This is a genomic window from Azospirillum picis (genome assembly GCF_017876115.1).
Taxonomy (GTDB): domain Bacteria; phylum Pseudomonadota; class Alphaproteobacteria; order Azospirillales; family Azospirillaceae; genus Azospirillum; species Azospirillum picis.
In genome coordinates, this window is record NZ_JAGINO010000014.1 from 1 (window position 1) to 23,899 (window position 23,899).

The following is a 23,899-nucleotide window of genomic DNA, read 5'->3' on the forward strand; positions in this document are numbered from 1 at the left end:
GACCTGTCGAAGAAGATCACGGTGGACGTGAAGGGCGAGATCCTGGAGCTGAAGTCGACCATCAACACGATGGTGGACCAGCTCAACAGCTTCGCCTCGGAAGTCGTCCGCGTGGCGCGCGAGGTCGGCATCGAGGGCAAGCTGGGCGGCCAAGCGCAGGTGAAGGGCGTCGCCGGCACCTGGAAGGACCTGACCGACAACGTCAACATGATGGCCGCCAACCTGACCGGCCAGGTGCGCAACATCGCCGAGGTCACGACGGCCGTCGCCAAGGGCGACCTGTCGAAGAAGATCACGGTGGACGTGAAGGGCGAGATCTTCGAACTGAAGTCGACCATCAACACGATGGTGGACCAGCTCAACAGCTTCGCCTCGGAGGTGACGCGCGTGGCGCGCGAGGTGGGCTCGGAGGGCAAGCTGGGCGGCCAGGCCAAGGTGGAGGGCGTCGGCGGCACCTGGAAGGACCTGACCGACAACGTCAACATGATGGCCGCCAACCTGACCGGCCAGGTGCGCGGCATCGCCAGCGTCGTCACCGCGGTCGCAGACGGCGACCTGAAGCGCAAGCTGGCGGTGGACGCCAAGGGTGAGATCGCGGCGCTGGCCAGCACCATCAACGGCATGATCGACACGCTGGCCACCTTCGCCGACCAGGTCACCAACGTGGCGCGCGAGGTCGGCATCGAAGGCAAGCTGGGCGGCCAGGCCCGCGTGCCGGGTGCGGCGGGCCTGTGGAAGGACCTGACGGAGAACGTCAACCAGCTCGCCGCCAACCTGACCACCCAGGTGCGCGCCATCGCCGAGGTGGCGACCGCGGTGACCAAGGGCGACCTGACCCGCTCCATTACCGTGGAGGCGATGGGCGAGGTCGCGGCGCTGAAGGACAACATCAACGAGATGATCCGCAACCTGCGCGACACGACGCAGAAGAACGCGGAACAGGACTGGCTGAAGACCAACCTCGCCAAGTTCACCCGCATGCTGCAGGGCGAACGCGATCTGGTCACCGTCTCCAACATGATCCTGTCGGAGATCGCGCCGCTGGTGAATGCCCAGCACGGCGTCTTCTATGTCGCCACCCGCGAGCGCGACGACGCGCTGCTTGAGCTGGTGGCCTCCTACGCGCTGAAGGAGCGCAAGAACCTCTCCAACCGCTTCCAGCTCAAGGAAGGGCTGGTCGGCCAGTGCGCCTACGAGAAGAAGCGCATCCTGCTGACCAACGTGCCGCGCGATTACGTCGCCATCAGTTCCGGACTGGGCGAGGCGCCACCGCTGAACATCATCGTCCTGCCCGTCCTGTTCGAGGACGAGGTGAAGGCGGTGATCGAGCTGGCCAGCTTCAACCGCTTCAGCGAGACGCACCAGAGCTTCCTGGAGCAGTTGACCGAGAGCATCGGCATCGTGCTGAACACGATCGCCGCCAACATGCGCACCGAAGGGCTGCTGAAGCAGTCCCAGCGGCTGACCCGCGAGCTGCAGAGCCAGCAGGAGGAGCTGACCGCCACCAACGGCCGGCTGGAACAGCAGGCCGCCTCGCTGCGCAAGTCGGAGGAGCTGCTGAAGGCCCAGCAGGAGAAGCTGACCACCACCAATGAGGCGCTGGAGGAGAAGGCGGAACAGCTCGAGCAGCAGAACATCGAGGTGGAGCGCAAGAACCGCGAGGTGGTGCTGGCCAAGGCGGCGCTGGAGGAGAAGGCGGAGCAACTGGCCCTCACCTCGAAATACAAGTCGCAGTTCCTCGCCAACATGAGCCACGAGCTGCGCACGCCGCTGAACAGCCTGCTGATCCTGTCCAAGCTGCTGGCCGACAATGCCGGATCCAACCTCAGCGACCGCCAGGTGGAGTTCGCCCGCACCATCCATGCCGCCGGGTCCGACCTGCTGGGGCTGATCAACGACATCCTCGACCTGTCGAAGATCGAATCCGGCACGGTCACGCTGGAGGTGGGGGAGGTGGTCCTCGCCGACCTGCGCAGCCATGTCGAACGCACCTTCACCCAGATGGCCCAGGAGAAGGGGCTGGCCTTGACCATCGAGATGGACGAGAGCCTGCCTCCGGCGATGCAGACCGACGAGAAGCGCCTGTCCCAGGTGCTGAACAACCTGCTGTCCAACGCCTTCAAGTTCACGGAGGCCGGCGGCATCACCTTCCAGGTCCGTCCCGTCTCGGACGGCTGGAGCGCCGGGCATCCGACGCTGGGCGCGGCGCCGATGGTGCTGGCCTTCACCGTCACCGACACCGGGATCGGCATCCCCGAGGACAAGCAGCGCATCATCTTCGAGGCCTTCCAGCAGGCCGACGGCACCACCAGCCGCAAGTACGGCGGCACCGGGCTCGGCCTGTCGATCAGCCGCGAGATCGCCCGCCTGCTGGGCGGCGAGATCCGGGTGTCCAGCGTGGTGGGGGAGGGCAGTTCCTTCACCCTCTATGTCCCGCGGGTGCATGACGCCTTCGCCGTGGCCTCCGGGCAGCTCGCCGCACCGGCCGCCCTGATCGCGCACCGTCCGGCGGAGGATGCCTCGCTGCAGGAGCCGGCCGGCCAGCCGGACCTCCTGCCCTCCGGCGAGGACCGCGAGCAGCCGTCGTCCGGGGAACCGGTGGTCCTGATCGTCGAGGACGACCCGACCTTCGCCTCCATCCTGATGGACCTGGCGCGCGAGAAGGGCTTCCGCACGCTGCTGTCGACCGGCGGGGCGGCGGCGCTGCCGCTGGCGCGCAAGCACCGGCCGGATGCCGTCCTGCTCGACATCGGGCTGCCGGACATGGATGGCTGGGCGGTGCTCGACCTCCTGAAGCGCGACCCCCAGACCGGACACATCCCGGTCCATGTCATCTCGGCCAAGGACGAGCGGCGGCGCGGGCTGGCGATGGGCGCCTTCGACTATTCGGAGAAGCCGGTGGAGCGCGAGGCGATCTTCGATGCCCTCAACCGGGTGCGGAGCTTCCGCGACCGGACGCACCGCAAGCTGCTGGTGGTCGAGAAGGACAGCCGGCAGCCGGGGGCGGTCGCCGCCCTGGTGGGCAACGGCGACGTCGAGACCCTCACCGTCACCTCGACCGAGGCGGCGACCGCCGCACTCGCCGCCGACCGCTTCGACTGCATGGTGCTCGACCTGTCGAGCCCGACGCTGGCAGGGCCGACGGCCGAGGACTTCGAACTGGTGGAGTGGCTGCGCAGCCGCGACGCGATCTCCTGGATGCCGGTGGTGGTCTATATTTCCGCCGAGATCGCGCCGGAGGACGAGGCCCGCCTTCGCCGCCTCGCCGAGACGGTGGTCCTCAAGAGCACCCGGTCGCCGGCGGCCCTGCTGGACGAGACGGCGCTGTTCCTGCATCGGGCCATCGATCGCCTGCCCGAGGACAAGCGGCTGAGCATCCTCGACCTGCGCCGGCACGACCCGTCGCTGGCCGGCAGGCGCGTGCTGGTGATCGACGACGACATCCGCAACATCTTCTCGCTCGCCAGCGTGATGGAATCCCACTCGATCGAGGTCCTGCATGCCGAGAGCGGGCGGGAGGGCATCGAGCGGCTGCGGGCCGATCCGGCCATCGACGTCGTTCTGGTCGACATCATGATGCCGGAGATGGACGGTTACGAAACCATGCGCCGGATCCGCGGCATCGAGGAGTTCCGCACCCTGCCGATGATCGCCGTCACAGCCAAGGCCATGAAGGGGGACCGCGACAAGTGCATCGAGGCCGGTGCCACCGACTACATCGCCAAGCCGGTGGACATCGACCATCTGCTGTCGCTGCTGCGGATCTGGACCGCCAGGAGCGGACGGCAGCTCTCCCGCACGGGGATGCCGGCATGACGCGGCGCAAGCTCCGCCCGGCCCGCGCCGCCCGCCGCTTCCCGTCCTATCCGCCCCTGAGCACCCCGGCGGCAGCCTTGCCGTCGGCCCCGTCGGCCGCGGGGCCGCGGTCGCGCCTGCTCGGCACGGCCAGCCACCAGGCCGCGGCGATCCCGGCCGAGGTGCCTGCGGATCTTCCTCCACCGCCGTCCGGACCCGCCCCCGCCACGCCGGCGGTGACGGCGGGCACGCTCGCCCGATGGAACAGCGGGACCATGACGACCGAAGCCCCCCCGCGGCCCGACAAGGCCGACGTCGCCATCCTGATCGTCGACGACGACCCACGAAACCTGTTCGCGGTGCGCGAAACCCTGGAGGAGCTGGGGGCCCAGCTCGTCCTCGCCCGGTCGGGAGAGGAGGCGCTGAAGCAACTGCTGCGGCAGGATTTCGCCCTGATCCTGCTGGACGTCCACATGCCGGGCATGGACGGCTACGAGACGGCGGAGATGATCCGGATGCGCGAGAAGTCGCGCCACATCCCGATTATCTTCCTGACGGCCATCAACAAGGACGAGACGCACATCTTCCGCGGCTATGCCACCGGCGCCGTGGACTACATGTTCAAGCCGGTCGATCCGCACATCCTCAAATGCAAGGTCCAGGTCTTCGTCGACCTCTACCGCAAGACCGAGGAGGTGAAGCGCGAGGTCGAGGCCAAGCAGCGCCTGCTGGACGAGAACGAACGCGTCCGCCGCGAGATGCGCCACGCCGAGCAGGCCTTGCGCCGGGCGGAGGAGCGGCAGGCGCTGATCCTCGCCCAGCTTCCCATCGTGCTCTACACCGCCGACCTCACGCCGGGGATGCCCTTCCGCTACGTGTCGGACACCGCGCAGTCGGTGCTGGGCTGCCCGGCCTGCGCCTTCACCGACGATCCCCACCGCTGGGAGGCCGGCATCCATCCGGAGGACCGGGACCGCGTGCTGCGCCAGCTCGACTCCCTGCACCAGACCGGCCTGACCACCGTCGAATACCGCTGGGTCTGCCCCGACGGCAGCGAACGCCACCTTCTGGACCAGGCGGTGGTCGTCCGTGACGAGAACGGCGTGCCGTGCGACCTGTTCGGCACCATCCTGGACGTGACGGAAACCCGGCAGGCCCAGCGCCAGCTCGCCCATATCCAGAAGATGGAGATGATCGGGCAGCTCACCGGCGGCATCGCCCACGACTTCAACAACATGCTGATGGTGGTCATCGGCAGCCTCGAACGCCTCGTCCCGGCGCTGGCCGAAGACCCCAAGTCCGGCCGGCGGGCGGAGATGGCGCTGCAGGCGGCGTTGCGCTGCTCCGACATGACGCGGCGGCTGCTGACCTTCGCCCGGCGCCAGCAGCTCCACCCCGAGCCGGTCGACCTGGCGGCGCTGGCCGCCGGGATGGGCGAGCTGATGGAGCGCACGCTGGGCGGCGCCGTCACCATCTCGATCGAGCCGGCGGCCGGCGACGAGCCGCTGTGGCTTGCCGCGGTCGACCGGTCGCAGGCGGAATCGGCGCTGCTGAACCTCGTGATCAACGCCCGCGACGCGATGTCCGGCGGCGGCACCCTGCGCATCCGCACCGGGAACATCCGCTTCGACGCTCCGCGGTCGGCCCATGGCATGAGCGTCGAGGCCGGCGACTACATCCTGCTGCAGGTCGCCGACAGCGGCTGCGGAATGGCGCCCGACGTTCTCGAACGCGCCTTCGAGCCCTTCTTCACCACCAAGGAGACCGGGAAGGGCACCGGGCTCGGCCTCGCCATGATCCACGGCTTCGTCAAGCAGTCCGGCGGCCTGATCAGCATCGACAGCCAACCCGGCGCTGGAACCACCTTCCGCCTCTATCTGCCGCGGATGGCGGTGGAGGGGGCACGGTCCGCCGCCGAGGATGCCGGCGACGACGAGGCCGTCGCCGGCCGCGGCGAGATGGTGCTGGTGGTGGACGACGACGCCGACGTGCGGTCGGTGGCGGTCCAGGCGGTGGCGGCACTGGGGTATCAGGTGCTGGAGGCCGACGGGGCGGCGGCGGCGCTGGCCCTGCTGGACCGCCGGTCGGTCGACCTGCTGTTCACCGACATCGTGATGCCGGGCGGCATGAACGGCCGCGAGCTGGCGATGGAGGCCCTGCGCCGCCACCCCTCGCTGAAGCTGCTGTTCGCGTCCGGCTATGCCAACGGCACCAGCGCGCCCGAGGTGGAGGCCGGCGCGTCCGCCGGCGAGCGGGAGACCGACCCGGCCACGGTGCTGGCCCAGGCGGAAATGCTGGCCAAGCCCTACCGCGACGGCGATCTTGCCCGTGCACTCCGCCGTGCGCTCGACTTGCAAGCCCCTCCCATGCCGGCAGAGGCGGCGCGGGACTGACGAGGGGGAACGAGGGCGGCAGTGACGGGCCGCCGGTTCAAGATTACCAGGTCAGGTTTGGTTCATGGTTCTGTCCGATGACGCTCTTGCTCTTCTCCGCAATTCCATCCGATCGGTCTGGGCATTGGAGTTGCTGATGCTGTTGCGGCGCCATCCCGACCGCGACTGGTCGAATGCCGATCTGGTGCGCGAGCTGCGCGGCAGCGACGTCGTGGTGCAGGAGGCCCTTGCCGGCTTCCTCGGCGCCGGCCTGCTGGTGGCGGAGGCCGATGGCCGGCATCGCTACCGGCCGGCCGCTCCCTTGCTCGACCAGTGGGTCGAGGAGATCGAGCAGGCCTATGCGTCGCGTCCTTCCGCCATCATCCGCGAGATCTTCAACGCACCCGGCAACAAGGTGCAGATCTTCGCCGATTCCTTCCGGTTCCGGTCGAATGACTGAAAAGGGCCAAATGACTGAAAGTGGGTTGCCATGGAGGCCGTGAAATCCGCGGTCTATCTGCTGTGCTTCGCCGCCAGCCTGCTGTGCATGCTGCTGTTGGCGCGCAGCTATCTGCGGTCGCGCAGCCGCCTGCTGCTGTGGAGCACGCTGTGCTTCGTGGCGCTGGCGATCAACAACCTGCTGCTGTTCGTCGACGTGGTGGTGCTGCCGACGCAGGTCGACCTGCTGCCGCTGCGCCAGCTCTCCGCCCTGGCGGGCGTCGGGGTACTGCTCTACGGCTTCATCTGGGATGCCGGCTGATGTCGCCCACGACCCACAGCTTCATCACCGGCGTCATCGCGGCGCTCTACGGCGTCGCCGGGCTGTTCTTCCTCAGCTTCTGGCGGCGGACCCGCGACGGCCTGTTCGTCGCCTTCGCGCTGGCCTTCGGGCTGCTGGCGCTGAGCCAGACCCTGCTGGCCCTGGCGGGGCTGGAGCGGGAGGAGCAGAGCTGGGTCTACCTGATCCGGCTTCTCGCCTTCCTGCTGATCATCGCCGGCATCGTCCGCAAGAACCTGGAGGGGCGCCGGCGGTAGGGCGGGCGCCTACTTCCGCCCGTCGCCGAAACGCCGGCAGTCCCATTCGTCGCTGCCGGCCGCCGCCCGCCCGCCGTTGGAGGTCCGGTAGCGCGCGTCGTCGCAGCGGCCGTTGCCGGCATAGCGGCCGCCGTAGCCGCCACCGTAGCCGCTGCGGTAACCGCCGCCATACCCGCCGTAGCCATCGTCGTAGCGCCGGTGGTCGTGGCGTCGGCGCCGGCTGTCGTGATCGTCGTCGTCCGACCCGCTGGCCGCCAGCACGCCGAGCCCGACGACGGCAGCGCCGATCAGCAGCGCGCCGGCGACATCGTCGTTGTTGTTTCCGGCGCAGCCCGGCAGGGCCAGCGCGGCGGCGAGGCAACCGGCCATGAGCGTCCGGGAGCCGGGGAAGAAAGCACGCGTCGCTGCAGCCATGGCACCCTCCCGCAGCCGCTGCCCGGTCCGCCGGGCGGTTCTCGCGCCGCTTCCTGTATGAACGCATGGGCAACCGCATTTCATCCGGTTCCATTTGGATTTGTTTTTCGAAATATTCGGCTCGATTGACGGCATGGCGCTTGGCCGGTGCCGGGGCTTGGCCCGGCCGGCGCGAAGCCCTATGGTCGGGCCGCCGACGCTATTACGGGGAGTGCTGGGATGTTCACCGCCAAGATCCTTCTGCTGGGGTCCGGGGAACTGGGGAAGGAGTTCTTCATCGCCGCCAAGCGGCTGGGCTGCGAGGTGGTCGCCTGCGACAGCTACGCCAATGCCCCGGCGATGCAGGTCGCCGACCGGGCGGAGGTGTTCTCGATGCTGGATGCCGACGCGCTGCGTGCCGCCATCGCCAAGCACCGTCCGGATTTCATCGTCCCCGAGGTGGAGGCGATCCGCACCGAGGTGCTGCACGAGTTCGAGGATGCCGGCACCACCGTCGTGCCCTCGGCCCGCGCCGCCACCATGACGATGAACCGCGACCGCATCCGCGAGGTCGCCGCGGCCGAGCTTGGCCTGCGCACCTCGCGCTACCGCTACGCCGAAAGCCTCGATGAGGTGCTCGCCGCAGCGGAACACACCGGCTTCCCCTGCGTGGTCAAGCCGGTGATGTCCTCGTCGGGCAAGGGGCAGAGCACGGTGCGCGACGCCGCCGGGCTGGAGGCCGCCTGGGACTATGCGGTGGCCAACATGCGCGGCGACCGCCGCAAGGTGATCGTCGAGGAGTTCGTGAACTTCGAGTACGAAATCACCCTGCTGACCGTCCGCACCCGCGACGGCATTCTATATTGCGAGCCGATCGGCCACCGGCAGGAGCGGGGCGACTACCAGGAATCCTGGCAGCCGGTCGCCATGCCACAGCGGATGCTGGACGACGCCAAGGCAATGGCGGCCAAGGTGGTCGACAACCTCGGCGGCTACGGCATCTTCGGCGTCGAGTTCTTCGTGACCGCCGACGAGGTGGTCTTCTCCGAACTGTCGCCGCGACCGCACGACACAGGCATGGTCACCCTGCTGTCGCAGAACCTGTCGGAGTTCGAGCTGCACGCCCGCGCCATCCTCGGCCTGCCGATCCCGGCCATCACCTGCCGCGGCCCGTCGGCCTCCGCGGTCATCCTCGCCGACCGCGAAGCGGACGCCTTCCGCATCGAGGGGCTGGCCGAGGCGCTGCGGCTCGGCAGTGCCGAGCATGACGTGGACGTGCGGCTGTTCGGCAAGCCGACCACCCGCAAGAACCGCCGGATGGGCGTGGCGCTCGCCGCCGGCACCAGCACCGACGAGGCCCGCGACCGTGCCCGCCAGGCGGCGGACAAGGTGACGATCCGTTACCTGTAACGCATACGACGGGGAGGGGCGGCGGTGCCCTACCGGCCCAGCAGGCGGTCGACCCGCTGCAGCGCCGGGAACAGCACCGCCCAGGTGCCGGCCAGCATGATGGCGCCGACGCCGCCCAGCACCACCGCCGGCACCGCGCCCAGCAGGGCGGCGATGCTGCCGGATTCGAACTCGCCGAGTTGGTTGGAGGCGCCGATGAACAGCGACGTCACGGCGCCGACCCGGCCCCGCATGTCGTCCGGGGTGGAGAGCTGCACCAGCGTCTGCCGTACGAACATGCTGACCTGATCGGTGGCGCCGACGCCCAGCAGGGCGATGAAGGACAGCACCGGATCGGCCGAGAGGCCGAAGGCGACGGTGGCGGCGCCGAAGCCGGCGACGGCCACCAGCATCCAGCGACCGGCATGCCGCTTGACGCCCCAGCGGGTGATGACCATCGCCATGGCGAGCGCACCCAGCGCCGGGGCCGAACGCAGCACGCCGAGGCCCCAGGGGCCGACATGCAGCACGTCGCGGGCATAGATCGGCAGCAGCGCCGTCGCGCCGCCGAGCAGCACGGCGAACAGGTCGAGCGAGATGGCGCCCAGGATCTCCGGCCGGCTGCGGATGAAGGAGGCACCGGCCAGCATGCTGTGCCAGCTCATCGCGCGCTTGACCATCGTCACCGGGCGCGGCCGGCAGGCGGCGATCAGCAAGACCGACAGCAGCAGCATCGCCGTGCTGACGCCGTAGACCGCCGCAGGTCCGGCGATGTAGAGCAGCCCGCCCAGCGCCGGCCCCGAGATCTGCGCCACCTGCACGCCCGAGGACTGCCAGGCGACGGCGTTCGGCAGATCCTCGACCGGAACGGTCGCCGACAGGATGGCCTGGTTGGCCGGCCCCTCGAAGGACTTGGCCAGGCCGATCAGCGCCACCACGGCGAAGATCGCCGGGGGCGACAACCAGCCGGCGAGCGTCATGACGAACAGCCCGCCGATCGCCAGCATCTCCAGCGACAGGGCGCCGAACAGCACCGTCTTGCGGTCGTTGTTGTCGACGACGTGCCCGGCGACCAGCACCAGGGCCAGGGTCGGCAGGAACTGGAACAGCCCGACGAGGCCGAGGTCCAGCGGATCGCTGGTCATGGCATAGACCTGCCAGCCGACCGCCACCACCTGCATCTGGATCGCCAGCATCGAACAGACCCGCGCGCACCAGAACAGGGCGAAGGCGCGATGGCGGAAGGCCGACCGGAAACTGTCGCCGGTCGCGGCGGTGCTGGTCATTCAGACAGGCTCCAGAAGTGTGGCGAGCCCGAGCCCGCCGCCGATGCCGAGCGTGGCGATGCCCCGCCGGGGCGCCGGTCCCGCCGGCGGGAACAGCAGTTCGGAAAACAGCCGCGTCACCAGGATCGCACCCGACGCGCCGTAGGGATGGCCGAGCGCCAGCGCGCCGCCGCCGATGCAGACACGGTGCTCCTCGATGCCGAGAGCATCGAGGCTGGCGAGCACCTGGGCGGCGAATGCCTCGTTGAACTCGACGAGGTCGATGTCGTCGAGGGTGAGGCCGGGATTGCGGGCGAGCAGCCGGGCCACTGCCGGAATCGGGCCGGTGCCCAGCAGCTTCGGGTCCACCCCCGCCGCCGCCGAATCCACGACCACGAGGCCGCGCGGCGAGGCGAGCGCCCGGGATTTCCGTTCCGAGACGACGGCGACCACGGCAGCGCCATCATTGACCGGGCAGGCGTTGCCGGCAGTCACCGTCCCGTCCGGCCGCAGAACCGGCCGCAGGCCGGCGAGGCGCTCCAGGCTGGTGTCGGGGCGGGGGCACTCGTCGTGCGCTATGGTCCGGCCATCGGGCAGGGCGAGCGGCACGATTTCCCGTGCGAAGCGGCCGGACGATTGCGAAGCAACCGCCTTGCGGTGGCTTTCCAGGGCGTAGAGGTCCTGCCGTTCGCGGCTTATGCCGTAGGCGGTGGCGACGTTTTCCGCCGCCTTGATCATCGACGGGTCGCCGATGTCATCGGGCGCGAAGCGGGCGCGGTCGAAGAAGCTGGGACTGCGATAGAGGCTGGTCGGCTTGGCGACCCGCCAGGGGGCCGTGCTGGTGCTCTCCACCCCGCCGGCGAGCACGACCTCGGCGGCGCCGGACTGCACCAGCCGGGCGGCGAGGTTGATCGCCTCCAGCCCGGATCCGCATTGCCGGTCGACGGTGACGCCCGGAACCGCCAGCGGCAGCCCGGCGGAGAGCGACGACAGCCGCGCAACGTTGCCACCGGGTCCTACGGCGTTGCCGAGCAGCACCTCCTCCACCTCAGCCGCCTCAAGCCCGGCGTCGGCGAGCACGGCGCGGATCACCGGCGCGGCGAGGTCCTCGACCGGCAGGTCACGCAGCGAGCCGCCGATGCGCCCGACCGGCGTGCGGCGGGCGGCGACGATGACGGCGCGGGTCATGAAGGCTTCCCCGCGGCTGGCCTTTCCGCGGCGTCGGCCACCACTCCCGCCGACGCCAGCAGCCCCGAGCGTGCAAACTCCCGCACGTCGGCACGCGCGATCTTGCCGCTGCCGGTCAGCGGCATGTCGTCGGCAGTGAACAGCCGGCGCGGCGCCTTGTAGGCCTCAAGCCGTTCCCGGCACCAGGCGCGCAGCTCGGCCAGCGTCGCCGTCACTGCGCCGCGCCACCAGACCACCGCCGACACGGCATCTCCCCAATAGGGGTCGGGCAGGCCGAACACCACCGCCTCCGCCACCGCGGGATGGGCACGCAGGGCGGCCTCGACCTCCGCCGGATAGACGTTGAGGCCGCCGCTGACCACCATGTCGCCGGCACGCCCGATCAGGCGCAGCCAACCGTCCTCGTCGATCCAGCCATAATCGCCGACGGTGCCCCAGCCGTCGCGCTCGCGGTAGCCGGATCCGTCGGTGCCGCCGAGATAGCCGTTGCTCAGCATGCGGCTGCGCACCCATACGGTACCGGGCCGGCCGTGCTCCGCCGGGTGGCCGGCGTCGTCACGCAGGTCGATGTCCACCCCATGGAAGGGGCGGCCGACGCTGTCGGCGGGGGCGCCCTCCCGCGAGGACCGCAGGCTGACGAAGCTGAGTTCGGAGGCGCCGTAATATTCCAGCACCGTCACGTCGGGGCAGAGCGCCACCAGCCGGTCGTGCACCGCCGGCGCCAGCTTGGCACCGGAGCAGACCACCCGGCGCAGTGCCGGGAAGCGCCGCCCCTGCCGTTCCGCCGCGTCGAGGATGCCGACCAGCATGGTGGGCACCACCACCAGCGTGGTGAGGCCCGATCCGGCGAGCCGGTCCGCGGCGGCCGCGGCATCGAACCTGGGCTGGACCTCGACCGTCGCCCCGGCCGACAAAGCCTCCACCGCGCCGTAAAGGCCGAGGCCGTGGGTCAGCGGCCCCGGCACCAGCACGACATCCCCGGGTCTGATGCCGAACTCGACCCGGCTCGCCGCCAGCGTGGCGAGCCAGGAGCCCTGGTCGCGGATGAACGCCTTCGGCCGTCCGGTGGTGCCTGAGGTGAAGCCGATCAGGAACGGCGTGCGCGGGTCGACCGCCGGTACCGCCCAGCCCGCCGGCTGGGCGGCGATCCAGCCGGCGGCAGTGCCGGACGTCAGGTGGAGGTCCGGGCGCAGGGTGTCGAGCGCCGCGTCGGTCTGGGCGGCGCTCCATTTCGGGTCGAGCAGCCCGACCACCCCGCCGGCGGCGACGATGCCGAAGAACAGCGCCAGCAATTCCGGCTGGTTGCCGAGGCTCAGGGCCACGCGCGGCGGAACGCCGTCCCGGCGCAGTGCCGCCACGCCGGCACCGGCCTGCCGCACCTGGCCGAGCAGATCGCCATAGGTCAGCGCGTCGCCGCCGACGAGCAGGGCCGGGTGACCGGGCGCCCGTTCCGCGGCCAGCACGAACGGACGGGCGAGCGTATCGGCCTTCAGGATATCGGCTGCGGACTTGGCGGCTCGCGGACTGCGGTCAGGCATGGAGCGGCAGAATGCCGGCGCGGCGCACGGCGGCGGCGGCGAAGGCGCAAACGCCGGCCTTGATCAGGTCGCCGGGAAGGAAGGCCATGGTGCCGAGTGCGGCCTTTTCGATGGGAAGGCCGGCGACCAGCGCCAGCCAGGGGATGCCGACGGCGTAGACCGCCAGGATGCCACCGACGACGCTGACCGCGAACAGGCGGACCGGGCTGGTGCCGCTGGCGAAGCGTTCCGCCAGCCAGCCGGTGATAACGGCGCCGAGCGGCCAGGCCAGCACGAAGCCGCCGGTCGGTCCCATCAGCACGCCGATGCCGCCGCGCCCGCCCGCGAGCAGGGGCAACCCGGCTGCCACCAGCAGGACGAACAGCAGGGCGGCTAGCCCGCCGCGCCGGGCCCCGAGGATGGTGCCGGCCAGCATGACGCCCAGCGTCTGGGCGGTGATCGGGACCGGCAGGAAGCCGAGCGGGATCGGCGGCGCCATGCCGAGCCCGCCGAGCAGGGCGGCGAACAGGGCGCAGAGGACGAGGTCGCGGGTCGACAGCATGGAGGACGCTTCCTTCGGATGGCCTGTTATCGTTGGGACCCGGTGTCCGCCGGATCGTAGCCGCGCGCTTCCAGTGCGGCGGTCAGATCATCGGCCATGGTGAGGATCTTGACCAGCAGCGGAACGAACAAGGCGGCCATGTTCCGCTCGACGCCGCGGGCGCGCTGGGCCATCCGCACCTCGCGCACCAGGTCGCCCAGCAGCGGCACGAAGCGGATGGTCAGGGCGAGCATCAGCGCCATCTTGGCCGGGTTGACGCCCAGCGGGCGCAGCAGCCCGAACAGGCGTTCGAACAGGTCGACCATGTCCATGACGCGCGTGGTCAGGGTGACCACGGTCGCCAGCAGGATCAGGGCGGCGAAGCGGGCCACGGCGATTGCCGCGTCCTGCCAGCCGGTGCCGGCAAGCAGTGCCTGGATGCCGAACAGCAGCGCCAGCATGACCACCGGCGCCCTAAGGTCGCGCAGCACCCGGCCGGGCGGCAGCCGCGCCGCCGCCAGCAGCGCGGCGCCGGCGACCATGGCGGCCAGGGCGCCCCAGGCGCCAGGCAGGGTGAGCACCACCGCCGTCAGCAGCAGCAGACCGCCCATCTTCGCGCCGGCCGGCAGGCGGTGGACGGCGGAGTCCCGGTGCAGGTAGAGCCCCAGCATCAGCCGAGCCGCTCGACGTAGGCCGGCACCGCCTCGGCCGGCGGGCCGTCGGCGACGACGCGCCCGCCCTCCAGCACCACGACGCGATCGAAATCCATGATCATGTCGAGGTCGTGGGTGACCACCACCACCCGCTGGGGCAGGTCGCGCACGAGTTGGATCACCTTGCGGCGGTTGCGCAGGTCGAGCAGCGTGGTCGGTTCGTCGAACACCACATGGGATGGTTCCAGCACCAGCACCCCGGCGATGGCAAGGAGCTGCTTCTCGCCGCCGCTCATCTGATGGGCGGGCTGGTGGCGGTAGCGGGCGAGGCCGTAGCGCTCCAGCGCCGCCGCCACCCGGCGGGCGATCTCGTCCCTGGGCAGGCGGCGGGCCTTCAGGCCGAAGGCGAGATCCTCCTCTACCGTCGGATAGACGATCTGGGTGTCGGGATTCTGGAAGACGAAGCCGACGCGCTGGCGCACCGCCCGGCCGTCGCGCCGCGTGTCCAGCCCGTCGACGCTGACGCTGCCCGCCGTCGGCACGATCAGGCCGTTCAGCAGGCGGGCCAGCGTGCTCTTGCCCGACCCGTTGCCGCCAAGAATGGCGATGCGCCGCTCCTCCAGCCGCAGCGACAGGTCGTGCAGCACGGGGCGGTCGCCATAGGCATGGGTTACGGAGCGGAGTTCGATCATCGGCCGGGGCGAAGCCTTCGCGCTGCAGATCCGTTGCGGGTGCGAAGCGTCTTAGCGGGTTTGGCGGCGGCGTTCCAGGGGACTGTACCGATGTCCGGCGGCGGCCCCCTGCCGCCGCAACGGAGGGGAGAGGCTCGCCCACAGTCGGCTCCGCGCGGGGGAACCGCCCGCATCCGGTCCGGGACGGCAAGCAGACGCCCCGGCTGGAATATTTGACAATCAAGCGCTTAGAAGCTGTTCCTCTCATGATAGGTCTGAAGGAATTGCTGGACGCGCGGCTCGGCCGATTCGTGGAACACCTCACGCGGGGTGCCGAAGGCGGCGATGCGGCCATGATCGAGGAAGGCGACCTTGTCGGCGACGTTGGCGGCGAAGCCCATTTCATGGGTCACCACCACCATGGTCATGCCGTCGGCAGCGAGGTCGCGCATGACCTGCAGCACCTCCCCCACCAGTTCGGGGTCGAGCGCGGACGTCGGCTCGTCGAACAGCATCAGGTGCGGTTCCATGGCGATGACGCGCGCGATGGCGACGCGCTGCTGCTGGCCGCCGGACAGGCGGGCAGGATAGCTGTCGGCCTTGGCCGCCAGCCCGACGCGCTCCAGCATCTGGCGGGCGCGGGCGGCGGCGTCGGCCTTGTTCATGCCACGGACCTGGACCAGTGCCTCCGCGACATTCTCCAGCGCCGTCATGTGCGGCCACAGATTGAACTGCTGGAACACCATGCCGACGTTGCGGCGCAGCCCCCGCAGCTCACGGTTCGTCAGGCGGCGGCGCGGGCTGTCCTCGCTGTAGCCGACCAGCGTGCCCTCGATGCGGATCTCGCCGCGGTCGTACGCCTCCAGGAAGTTGATGCAGCGCAGCAGCGTGCTCTTGCCCGAGCCGCTGGGGCCGATCAGGCACACGACCTCCGACCGGTTGACGGTCAGGTCGATGTCGCGCAGCACCTCGTTGGTGCCGAAGCTCTTGCCGAGGCCGCGGACGGTGACCATCGGCGTGGTGCCGGCGGGGCTACCGTTGGGGCCGCCGCCGGCGGTACGGGGCAGGGAAGCGCCGTTCGGGGCGGTGTTCGTGGCGTTCTTGTCAGCGGCGATCATCACGCCCTCGCGGTCGAGGTCCGGGTGGACGGGGTGGGGGTCGAGGAATGGGTCAGGAAGCGGGTCACCCGTGCCTCCAGGCGGCGGCCGAGGCGCGACGTCACCTCCACCAGCAGCCAGTAGAACAAGGCCATGCCGAGGATGGTCTCGAAGGTGGCGAAGGTTTCCGCCGCCATGGTCTGCATCTCGTACATCAGTTCCGGCACGGTGATGATCGACAGGACGACGGTCTCCTTGGTCAGGATCGCCATCATGTTGACGATGGCCGGGATGGTCGACACCAGCATCGCCGGGACGATCACGCGACGCAGGATGGCGCCGTAGGACATGCCGAGGCTGAGCGCCGCCTCCACCTGTCCCTTGGGCACCGCCTGGTAGCCGGCACGGAAGATCTCGGCGAAATAGGCGCTGCCGTAAAGGCCGAGGCCGAGGATACCGGCGGTCGTCGCCTCCAGCCGCAGGCCGATCGACGGGCCGCCGTTGTAGAGCAGGAAGAGCTGGATCAGGAACGGCGTGCCGCGGATCACCTCGACATAGGCGCGGATGAGCCAGCGCAACGGCCGGAGCGGCACCTGCCGGAGCAGCATCAGCACGAAGCCCAGCGTCATGCCGATGGCGCAGCCGGCGGCCCAGCACAGGATGGTGACGCCGAAGCCGCGCAGCAGCGAGGGGCCGTACTGAATGATCAGGGACGTGTCGAGCATCGCCTCACCCGCGCTGAAGCCGGCGTTCGACCGCCGTGCCGAACAGGGCCAGCACGCCGTTGATCGCCAGATAGATGACGCCGGCCGCCAGGTAGATCTCCAGCGGTCGGTAGTTGCTGGCCGAGATGGTCTGGCTGGTCCGCGTCAGTTCCGCCACGCCGACGACCGAGATCAGCGAGGACGCCTTCAGCAGCAGGATCAATTCGTTGATCAGCGCCGGCACCGAAATGCGGAACGCCTGCGGCAGCAGGATGCGCGACCAGATCGTGGTGCCGGGGAAACCCAGCGCCAGCGCCGCCTCCGCCTGGCCGTGCGGCACGGCATTCAGGGAGCCGCGATAGATCTCGGAGACATAGGCGCCTGACGCCAGCCCGAGGGCGGCGACCGAGGCGACCAGCGGCGGCACATCGATCCCCACCAGCGGCAGCATGTAGTAGATCAGCAGGAGCTGGATCAGCAGCGGCACACCGCGGAAGAAGCTGACATAGACGCCGCCGGCCATGTCGGCCGCCCGGCTGCCCGACTGGCGGGCGACGCAGACGAGCACGCCGATCACCTGCCCCAGCAGCATGCCGAGCAGCGAGACCCAGACGGTCGTGACGGCCGCCTGCAGCAGGTAGGGCAGCGCGTCGATGATGACGCTGAACTTCATGGGACGCTGAACTTCATGGGACGGGGAACTTCATGGGACGGGGAACTTCATGGGACGGGGAACTTCATGGGACGGGGAACTTCATGAAATGGGCTTTCTCGTCCCTTGGCCGATGCGCGCTGCGACGGCGGGCGGGCGGCCGATCCGCGAACGGCGTCGGTGCGGCTTCTTCACCAGCCCGAACCGGCGGCCATCGGGACCTCCCGGCACGGAGGCCGCGGGACGGGTGCCTGATTTCCGCCGCCGCGGGAATGACGGACAGGCCATTCCCCCTGCCGCGAGCGGCGAGGAGGAATGGCGGATCGGCCCTGCTTAGAGCTGGGGTTCCGGAACCGTGGTCGGCAGTTCCTGCGACATGCCGAACCACTTCTTCTGGATGGTCGCCAGGCGGCCGTCCTTCTGGATCTTCACCAGGGCGGTGTTGATCGCCTCGATCAGGCTCTTGTCGTCGTCACCCATGCGGCCGACCCAGGAGAAGTAGGAGGGCTTGCCGAAGGGCGGCAGCACGACGGCGAAGGTCTCCTTGCGCTGGGCAGCGGCGAAGGCGAGGTTCGGCAGCGAGTTCACCGAGGCGTCGACGCGACCGGCGGCCAGGTCGGCGTAGGACTGGTTGCTGTCGACATACTCCTTGACCGTAGGCTGGGGGCTCAGCGTCTGGCCGAACTCCTTCACCTGGGCAAGCTGCGAGGTGCCCTTGCCGCCGCCCACCGTCTTGCCGGCGATGTCCTCGGGCCTGTTGATCGACTTGTCGTCGGCCCGCTTCATCAACGCCGCGGTCGCCTCGGAGATCGGAACGGTGAACGCGTACCGCTTCACGCGCTCCTTCGTGATGGTCACCGGGGCGATGACCAGATCGAACTTCTTGGCCTCCAGACCCGGCAGGACGCTGGTCCAGGGCAGGTCGATGTACTTGGCCTTGACGCCCAGCTCCTTCGCCACCTCGTCGAACAGGTCGCGGTCGACGCCCTTGTATTCGTTGTTCTCCAGGAAGTCGAAGGGCGGGAACTGCATTTCGGTCGCGACGGCCAGCGTGCCCGCCTTCTTCACGTCGGCCAGCGTATCGGCCTGCGCCGTGGCGGCGAACCCGGCCACCAGCAGAGTGGCGCCCAGAAGCGCCGCCTTCACCGTCTTACCCATAACGTTGCTCTCCATATCGTCGGACCCCCTGTTGCGGCCGGCATCCATGCCAGCCATTTTGTGTTTACAAATTCAACTCGGTCGCGCTGTCGGTGATGGACGCCCCGCTCAGGCTGAAGCGGTCCCCAGCCGACAGGAAATGCACCAGCGTGACCGGGCGGCTGAGATGCATGGTCTGCCGGCGGATCGACAGGCAGGCGGTGCCCGGTTCCACGCCCAGAAGGGCGGCCGCGTCGGCGGTCGCGTTCACGGCGCGCACGGTGTGTTCGGCCGACGACCACGGCACCCGGTCGACCAGCCAGCGGCTCGGGGCGACGCTGTCGAACGATTCGTCGACCACCTCCGGCACGGCGTCCAGGCTGACCAGGCGGCGCTCGAGCTGGATCGGCGTGCCGTCGCCGAAATGCAGGCATTCCAGCACGAGGATCGGGGCGCCGTCCGGCAGATCCGGCCAGCGGATGCCCTCGCCATTGGCAAGGGTCTTGCGTTCGCGGACACGGAACTCGTAAACCCGGCCCTCGCGGGCGACGATGTCGCCGATGTCCTCGATCGGCAGGGCGAAGCGGTCGCCGCGGCCCTTGGCGACGAAGGTGCCGGCGCGGCGGCGGCGGACGAGGAACCCTTCACGGGCGAGCAGGGCGATCGCCTTGTGCACGGTCTGCCGCGAGACGCCGTAGAGGGTGGACAGCGCCTGCTCGTTGGGAAGGCGTTCGCCGGCCCGCCAGTGTCCGCGCAGGATCTGTCCGGCGACGGCGCGCTTGATCTGGTCGAACAGCGGTCCCCTGCCATCCAAGGCAGGACCGTCGCGGTCCCGTCCTGCCAGGTCCTGCCGCTCCAATCCGTGCATCCCGTTTTTGCGCCGCACTGTGACGTTCGGAGGATAATGTATGTACATAAACGTCTGGTCAATCGCCAATTCCCGGGCCTGAGGCCCGGCCGCAACCCGGATTTTTCGCAATGCAGCAGGCAGAGCCTATTTCCTTCGCCAGGGCTTGCGGCGGCGACGGGAAAAGCCAATTGGAGGGCGGGTTTCCCCGGCTCCACGAGCCGGAAGCCATGCATGTCGGCAGGGTTTGGCAAGGTGGAGTTGAGAGACATTCGAGCCGTGGCGCGTGACGACCTGATCGGCTGCCCCCATTGCGGGAGGCTGCACCGGATCCGCCTTCCGGCACCCGGGCGGCGGGCGGAGTGCTCGCGTTGCGGCGCGGTGCTGTTCCGGCGGGGCCGCGGCGGGCTGCACCATGCGCTGCCGATGGCGATCACCGGTGCCCTGCTCCTGCTTCTGGTGGCGGCCAACCCGCTGATGGCGGTCCATATCCAGGGCAACGACCGGACCAGCCTCGTGACCACCGGGATCGAGGCGCTGGCCGGGCAGGGCATGTGGCCGCTGTCGCTGCTGGTCGGGCTGCTGGTGCTGGCCGCGCCGTTCGCCCGCGTCATGGCGGTCATCGCGGTGCTGCTGCGCGTGCACCGCGGGCGCCGGCCCGGCCGGCCGCGCGAGACGGCCCGGCTGTTCGCGTGGACCGAGACGTTGCGCCCGTGGGCGATGCTGGACGTCTTCCTGCTGGGGCTGCTGGTCGGCTATTCGCGGCTGAAGGGCTTCGCCAACGCCGAGGTCCTGGCGGGCGGCATCGCGCTGGGCGGCTATGTCGTTGCCCGCACGGCCATGGACCTGATGCTCGACCACCGGGCGGTCTGGCAGGCGATCGACCATGTCCCGGCCACGGACGAGCCGCCGCCGGCGCGCTGGGTTTCCTGCGGCGTCTGCCACCGCATCCACGGCTGCGACCATGGCCCCGCGCCGGAGCGCTGCACCCGTTGCCACAGCCGCCTGCACGCCCGCGAGCCCGAGAGCCTGGAGCGCACCACGGCGCTGGTAGCCGCCGGGATCATCCTCTACATCCCCGCCAACCTGCTGCCGGTGATGACGGTGGTCAATTTCGGCCAGGGCGCCCCCAGCACCATCCTCAGCGGCGTGCACGAGCTGGCGGAGGTCGGGCTGTGGCCGCTGGCGCTGCTGGTGTTCGTCGCCAGCGTCGCCGTTCCGGTGCTGAAGCTTGCCGGGCTCGGCTGGTTCATCCTGTCGGCGCGGCGCGGCTCGCCATCGCTGCTTCACGCCCGCACGCGGCTCTACCGGATCATCGACGCCATCGGGCGCTGGTCCAACATCGACGTGTTCATGATCGCCATCCTGACCGCCCTGGTGCAGTTCGGCGCCGTCGCGTCCGTTCGGGCCGACCCCGGTGCCGTCGCCTTCGCCGCCGTCGTCATTCTGACCATGATGGCGAGCCATGTCTTCGATCCCCGCGTGATGTGGGACCGAGCCGAGGAAAATCCCCGGTTGCCGGCCATCCCGGATCGGCATCCCGGCCGGCCCAATTGACTGACGACAAGATGCCCGACGACAAGAAATCCGAAGAGACGCGGAGCGGACGCGGGCCGGACGGCGATCAGCCCGCCCGGCCATCCGCACAGCCGCCGGAGGTCGCGCTGCCGCCGCGCCGCCGCCTGTCGCCCCTGTGGGCGCTGCCGCTGGTGGCGGCGCTGATCGCCGGCTGGCTCGGCTGGACCTGGCTGGAGGAGCGCGGGCCGGAAATCGTCATCACCTTCCAGTCCGGCGACGGGCTGGAGGCCGGACGGACCAAGATCAAGCACAAGAGCGTCGACCTCGGCACCATCATGAAGGTGCAGTTGTCCGACGACCTGTCCAGGGTCGTCGCCACGGCGCGGATGGAGCGCACGGCGCAGGGTTACCTGAAGCAGTCGACCCGCTTCTGGGTGGTCCGTCCGCGCCTCAGCCTGGCGGGCGTGTCGGGGCTGAGCACCGTGGTGTCTGGCAGCTATGTCGAAATGGAACCCGGAGGAGGCGACGACCGGCGCGACTTCAACGCTCTCGAGGAGCCGCCGGTCGTGCGGTCGGACGTGCCGGGGCGCAGCTTCACGCTGAGGACCGCGCAGCTCGGCTCGCTGTCCCAGGGGTCGCCGGTCTATTTCCACGGCGTCCAGGTCGGCGAGGTGATGGGCTATAACCTTTCGCCGCAGGACCGGGCGGTGACGGTGACGATCTTCGTCCGGTCCCCGTATGAAACGCTCGTGCATGAGCAGACCCGCTTCTGGCGCTCGTCCGGGATCCAGTTCTCGGCCGGGGCGGAGGGCTTCAAGTTCCAGACCGAATCGCTGCGCAGCCTGGCGCTGGGCGGCGTGGTCCTCGAAACCCCGGGGGAAGGGGAGGCCGGCCCGGCCGCGACGGAAGGGACGGTGTTCACCCTCTATGAGGATCCGGTCAGCGCGGTCGAGACCCGCGACCGCCTGCGCGTGCGCTACACCCTGGAATTCCCGGGCTCCGTGCAGGGCTTGCAGGGCGGTGCGCCGGTCCTCCTGCGCGGCATGACGATCGGGCAGGTGGTCGGCGTCCGCCTGCTCTACGACCCCAAGGACCAGCGGCTCCATGTTCCCGTCGAGATCGAGCTGGAACCGGGGCGCATCTCGCGCGTCAACGGCGATCCGGTCAGCGGACCGATGGACGAGGCGGCGGCCCGGCGCATGATATCGTCGCTGGTCGACAAGGGGCTGAGGGCGCGGCTTGCCTCCGGCAACCTGCTGACCGGGCAGAAGCTGGTGGCGCTCGACATCGAGCCGAACGCGCCGCCGCCGGTCAAGGAGGCGGAGGAGAAGCGCGGCGTCGTGTCAGGCGAGCACTCCGACCTGCCCACCGTGGCCTCCGGCGACCTCGATTCCATCACCCGCTCGGCCGGCGCGGTGATGGACACCATCGCCGGACTGCCGCTGGACGCGCTGGTCGGCGACCTGCGCCGCACCATCCAGTCGGTGGGTGGCCTTGCCGGCTCGCCGGATCTGGCGCGGTCGCTGGCGGCGCTGGCCAAGGCGCTGGGCAGTGCCGACGCGCTGATGCGCGATGCCGACCGCCAGTTGCCGGCGCTGGTGCAGAGCCTGCGCGGCGTGGCGACGGCGGCCCAGGGGACGCTGAACAGTGCCAACGGCCTGCTCGGCGGCGGCGGCGGAACGCCGGACATCGCCGGGATGCTGAAGCAGTTGAACGATGCCGCACGCTCGTTCCGCGTGCTGGCCGACTATCTGGAACGCCACCCGGAAGCACTGCTCCGGGGCAAGACGCAATGACGACCGGGGGACGAGCGACGATGGGACGGGGATGGGCTTGGCGGACGGCGGCACTGGCCGCCCCGCTCCTGGTGCTGCTGACAGCCTGCCAGGCGACACCGGAGAGCCGGCTCTACACGCTGGCGCCTGTAACGCCGGCCCCGGCCCCGGCCGGGACGTCGCCGCAGCGGCTGGCGCTGGGCAGCATCGACCTGCCGCTGCTGATCGACCGGCCGCAGATCATCCGGCGGATCGACGGCAACCGGGTGGAAACCCTCGAGTTCGACCGCTGGGCCGAGCCGCTGGCCGACGGCCTGCGCTCCACGCTGGCCGCCGACCTGACGGCGCGGCTGCCGGGCACCACCGTCCTGCCGGTGTCGGGAACGACGGTGGGGGAGGGGACCGTGGTGCTGACCACGACCATCCTGCGTTTCGAGGCCGATGCCGCCGGCCGCGTGGTCCTGGAAACGCAATGGAGCCTGGGCGCGGCCGGCGACGGCCGCAAGAGCGGCCCCTCCCACGACACTGTCGAGGCCATGGCCGGCAGCACGGAGCCGGACGCGCTGGTCAGGGCGATGAGCCAAGCGCTGGCGGCCTTCGCCGACCGCGTCGCGGCGGCGGTGCGGCGCTGAGGGGCGGGACCCCAGGGATCGGACGCGGAGACGGAGTGGGACGGCGCCGCCGGCCTTAGTGAACCCCTCAATGAAGCAGGGAGGCGCCGCGATCGGCGGTCGCCCTCGGCCGCTCCATCGCCTTGGTGGGCGACCCCGCCATCGAGCCCGCGGCCGGTTCGGGCAGCGGCAGCCCGGCACGGGACAGCGCCGTCGCCAGGATGCAAAGCGGCGCCATCGCCATGCGGACGCCGGCCAGCGGCAGCCACCCGCTCATCAGCAGGCCGGCTTCGCCGTGCCGGCCACCCTGGGCCAGCCGCAGCATGTCGAGCAGCAGCGCCTCGTCGGCGCCGAGCGCCGGGCAGGGTGGGCGGTGGATGTCGAGCGGCCGTGTGCAGGCGGCGATGGCGATCCGCATCAGCGTGTCGAAGGCAACGGCCGCATCGTTGGACAGCCCGGCATCCATCAGGCCGTCCTGCCAGTGCGGGTGCGGCCGCTCAGGGTCACGCAGAGGCTCGGTCCACAGCCGCAGGACGGAAACCATCAGCGCTTCCGGCATCTGCAGGTCCTGGAAGCGCTCGCGCATCGGCGCAGCCGGGCGGCGGGACGGCATGGTCGGCATGATGGACTCCGCAGGTGATGGAATGCCCAGCCTAGGTCGGAGGAAATGAGAATGCAAGTCATTATCATTTGCGCAGCCAGGGCGGTCCGACCACCACCCTAGCGGACGCCTCCTTTT

At 70.0% G+C, this 23,899-nt stretch carries 22 protein-coding genes; 9 read left to right on the forward strand and 13 right to left on the reverse strand.

Translation table 11 applies throughout. The features are described from left to right. From J2850_RS18130 to J2850_RS18150, 5 genes are all read left to right on the forward strand, one after another. The coding region (locus J2850_RS18130) for a response regulator (protein ID WP_209984234.1) at positions 1-3,816 on the forward strand (3,816 nt) is incomplete at its 5' end. Continuing rightward, positions 3,813-6,188, forward strand: a complete 2,376-nt coding sequence (locus tag J2850_RS18135) for a response regulator (protein WP_246513190.1) — start codon at positions 3,813-3,815, stop codon at positions 6,186-6,188. The genes J2850_RS18130 and J2850_RS18135, both read left to right, overlap by 4 nt. Before the next feature lie 64 nt (positions 6,189-6,252). Further along, positions 6,253-6,627: a hypothetical protein gene (locus J2850_RS18140; protein WP_209984237.1), complete on the forward strand. Its 375-nt coding sequence runs from the start codon at positions 6,253-6,255 to the stop codon at positions 6,625-6,627. A gap of 30 nt (positions 6,628-6,657) precedes the next feature. Next, on the forward strand, positions 6,658-6,927 hold the full coding sequence (locus tag J2850_RS18145) for a DUF5985 family protein (protein ID WP_209984241.1): 270 nt from the start codon (positions 6,658-6,660) through the stop codon (positions 6,925-6,927). Further along, positions 6,927-7,202, forward strand: coding sequence for a DUF5985 family protein (locus tag J2850_RS18150; protein WP_209984244.1), 276 nt, complete (start codon positions 6,927-6,929; stop codon positions 7,200-7,202). Before J2850_RS18145 ends, J2850_RS18150 begins: the two co-directional genes overlap by 1 nt. Before the next feature lie 9 nt (positions 7,203-7,211). On the opposite strand, the gene J2850_RS18155 is transcribed toward J2850_RS18150, so the two are convergent. Next, positions 7,212-7,616: a hypothetical protein gene (locus tag J2850_RS18155; RefSeq protein ID WP_209984247.1), complete on the reverse strand. Its 405-nt coding sequence runs from the start codon at positions 7,614-7,616 to the stop codon at positions 7,212-7,214. A 219-nt stretch (positions 7,617-7,835) separates the two neighbouring features. On the opposite strand from J2850_RS18155, the gene purT reads away from it, so the two are divergent. Then, positions 7,836-9,005, forward strand: coding sequence for a formate-dependent phosphoribosylglycinamide formyltransferase (purT, locus tag J2850_RS18160; RefSeq protein ID WP_209984250.1), 1,170 nt, complete (start codon positions 7,836-7,838; stop codon positions 9,003-9,005). A gap of 29 nt (positions 9,006-9,034) precedes the next feature. Here the strand turns inward: purT and J2850_RS18165 are convergent, their stop codons facing one another. The 11 genes from J2850_RS18165 to J2850_RS18215 form a co-directional block, all read right to left on the reverse strand. Beyond that, the gene (locus J2850_RS18165) at positions 9,035-10,270 is read right to left on the reverse strand and encodes an MFS transporter (RefSeq protein WP_209984254.1); all 1,236 of its coding nucleotides are present in this window, start codon (positions 10,268-10,270) and stop codon (positions 9,035-9,037) included. After that, a complete protein-coding gene (locus tag J2850_RS18170; RefSeq protein ID WP_209984258.1) occupies positions 10,271-11,437 on the reverse strand; it encodes a thiolase family protein in 1,167 nt (388 codons plus the stop codon). It lies immediately after the preceding gene. After that, positions 11,434-12,975 (reverse strand): class I adenylate-forming enzyme family protein, encoded by a 1,542-nt coding sequence (locus J2850_RS18175; RefSeq protein ID WP_209984261.1) that lies wholly within the window; start codon positions 12,973-12,975, stop codon positions 11,434-11,436. The genes J2850_RS18170 and J2850_RS18175 overlap by 4 nt, the downstream gene beginning before the upstream one ends. After that, positions 12,968-13,516 carry a biotin transporter BioY gene (locus J2850_RS18180; RefSeq protein WP_209984263.1) on the reverse strand — a complete coding sequence of 183 codons (549 nt, stop codon included), beginning with the start codon at positions 13,514-13,516 and terminating at the stop codon, positions 12,968-12,970. Before J2850_RS18180 ends, J2850_RS18175 begins: the two co-directional genes overlap by 8 nt. A gap of 26 nt (positions 13,517-13,542) precedes the next feature. After that, entirely contained in the window at positions 13,543-14,166 is a 624-nt protein-coding gene (locus J2850_RS18185) for an energy-coupling factor transporter transmembrane component T family protein (protein WP_209984265.1), read from the reverse strand. After that, the gene (locus J2850_RS18190; RefSeq protein WP_209984268.1) at positions 14,166-14,840 is read right to left on the reverse strand and encodes an energy-coupling factor ABC transporter ATP-binding protein; all 675 of its coding nucleotides are present in this window, start codon (positions 14,838-14,840) and stop codon (positions 14,166-14,168) included. The genes J2850_RS18185 and J2850_RS18190 overlap by 1 nt, the downstream gene beginning before the upstream one ends. A gap of 227 nt (positions 14,841-15,067) precedes the next feature. Next, positions 15,068-15,832 (reverse strand): amino acid ABC transporter ATP-binding protein, encoded by a 765-nt coding sequence (locus J2850_RS18195; RefSeq protein WP_209984628.1) that lies wholly within the window; start codon positions 15,830-15,832, stop codon positions 15,068-15,070. Between the two features lie 104 nt (positions 15,833-15,936). Beyond that, positions 15,937-16,641, reverse strand: a complete 705-nt coding sequence (locus J2850_RS18200) for an amino acid ABC transporter permease (RefSeq protein WP_209984271.1) — start codon at positions 16,639-16,641, stop codon at positions 15,937-15,939. A gap of 4 nt (positions 16,642-16,645) precedes the next feature. Next, positions 16,646-17,293, reverse strand: a complete 648-nt coding sequence (locus J2850_RS18205; protein WP_209984274.1) for an amino acid ABC transporter permease — start codon at positions 17,291-17,293, stop codon at positions 16,646-16,648. 312 nt (positions 17,294-17,605) lie between these two features. Then, positions 17,606-18,430, reverse strand: coding sequence for a transporter substrate-binding domain-containing protein (locus J2850_RS18210; RefSeq protein WP_246513191.1), 825 nt, complete (start codon positions 18,428-18,430; stop codon positions 17,606-17,608). Between the two features lie 64 nt (positions 18,431-18,494). Further along, positions 18,495-19,223 (reverse strand): histidine utilization transcriptional repressor HutC, encoded by a 729-nt coding sequence (locus J2850_RS18215; protein WP_246513192.1) that lies wholly within the window; start codon positions 19,221-19,223, stop codon positions 18,495-18,497. 267 nt (positions 19,224-19,490) lie between these two features. Here J2850_RS18215 and J2850_RS18220 point away from each other — a divergent pair, with 267 nt between their 5' ends. Genes J2850_RS18220 through J2850_RS18230 form a run of 3 tightly spaced genes read left to right on the forward strand, consistent with a single transcriptional unit; the run spans position 19,491 to position 23,181 of the window. Further along, positions 19,491-20,813 (forward strand): paraquat-inducible protein A, encoded by a 1,323-nt coding sequence (locus tag J2850_RS18220; RefSeq protein ID WP_246513193.1) that lies wholly within the window; start codon positions 19,491-19,493, stop codon positions 20,811-20,813. An 11-nt stretch (positions 20,814-20,824) separates the two neighbouring features. Further along, a complete protein-coding gene (locus J2850_RS18225; protein ID WP_209984280.1) occupies positions 20,825-22,570 on the forward strand; it encodes a PqiB family protein in 1,746 nt (581 codons plus the stop codon). 20 nt (positions 22,571-22,590) lie between these two features. After that, positions 22,591-23,181, forward strand: coding sequence for a PqiC family protein (locus J2850_RS18230; RefSeq protein ID WP_209984282.1), 591 nt, complete (start codon positions 22,591-22,593; stop codon positions 23,179-23,181). 67 nt (positions 23,182-23,248) lie between these two features. Here J2850_RS18230 and J2850_RS18235 read toward each other — a convergent pair whose 3' ends face one another. Beyond that, entirely contained in the window at positions 23,249-23,782 is a 534-nt protein-coding gene (locus J2850_RS18235; protein WP_246513194.1) for a hypothetical protein, read from the reverse strand. Between the last annotated feature and the right edge of the window lie 117 nt (positions 23,783-23,899).

Coding starts and splice junctions, on each gene's coding strand:
- J2850_RS18135 (WP_246513190.1), top strand. CDS start 3,813: ATGACGCGGCGCAAGCTCCGCCCGGCCCGCGCCGCCCGCCGCTTCCCG.
- J2850_RS18140 (WP_209984237.1), top strand. CDS start 6,253: ATGGTTCTGTCCGATGACGCTCTTGCTCTTCTCCGCAATTCCATCCGA.
- J2850_RS18145 (WP_209984241.1), top strand. CDS start 6,658: ATGGAGGCCGTGAAATCCGCGGTCTATCTGCTGTGCTTCGCCGCCAGC.
- J2850_RS18150 (WP_209984244.1), top strand. CDS start 6,927: ATGTCGCCCACGACCCACAGCTTCATCACCGGCGTCATCGCGGCGCTC.
- J2850_RS18155 (WP_209984247.1), bottom strand. CDS start 7,616: ATGGCTGCAGCGACGCGTGCTTTCTTCCCCGGCTCCCGGACGCTCATG.
- purT (WP_209984250.1), top strand. CDS start 7,836: ATGTTCACCGCCAAGATCCTTCTGCTGGGGTCCGGGGAACTGGGGAAG.
- J2850_RS18165 (WP_209984254.1), bottom strand. CDS start 10,270: ATGACCAGCACCGCCGCGACCGGCGACAGTTTCCGGTCGGCCTTCCGC.
- J2850_RS18170 (WP_209984258.1), bottom strand. CDS start 11,437: ATGACCCGCGCCGTCATCGTCGCCGCCCGCCGCACGCCGGTCGGGCGC.
- J2850_RS18175 (WP_209984261.1), bottom strand. CDS start 12,975: ATGCCTGACCGCAGTCCGCGAGCCGCCAAGTCCGCAGCCGATATCCTG.
- J2850_RS18180 (WP_209984263.1), bottom strand. CDS start 13,516: ATGCTGTCGACCCGCGACCTCGTCCTCTGCGCCCTGTTCGCCGCCCTG.
- J2850_RS18185 (WP_209984265.1), bottom strand. CDS start 14,166: ATGCTGGGGCTCTACCTGCACCGGGACTCCGCCGTCCACCGCCTGCCG.
- J2850_RS18190 (WP_209984268.1), bottom strand. CDS start 14,840: ATGATCGAACTCCGCTCCGTAACCCATGCCTATGGCGACCGCCCCGTG.
- J2850_RS18195 (WP_209984628.1), bottom strand. CDS start 15,832: ATGGTCACCGTCCGCGGCCTCGGCAAGAGCTTCGGCACCAACGAGGTG.
- J2850_RS18200 (WP_209984271.1), bottom strand. CDS start 16,641: ATGCTCGACACGTCCCTGATCATTCAGTACGGCCCCTCGCTGCTGCGC.
- J2850_RS18205 (WP_209984274.1), bottom strand. CDS start 17,293: ATGAAGTTCAGCGTCATCATCGACGCGCTGCCCTACCTGCTGCAGGCG.
- J2850_RS18210 (WP_246513191.1), bottom strand. CDS start 18,430: ATGGGTAAGACGGTGAAGGCGGCGCTTCTGGGCGCCACTCTGCTGGTG.
- J2850_RS18220 (WP_246513193.1), top strand. CDS start 19,491: ATGTCGGCAGGGTTTGGCAAGGTGGAGTTGAGAGACATTCGAGCCGTG.
- J2850_RS18225 (WP_209984280.1), top strand. CDS start 20,825: ATGCCCGACGACAAGAAATCCGAAGAGACGCGGAGCGGACGCGGGCCG.
- J2850_RS18230 (WP_209984282.1), top strand. CDS start 22,591: ATGGGACGGGGATGGGCTTGGCGGACGGCGGCACTGGCCGCCCCGCTC.
- J2850_RS18235 (WP_246513194.1), bottom strand. CDS start 23,782: ATGCCGACCATGCCGTCCCGCCGCCCGGCTGCGCCGATGCGCGAGCGC.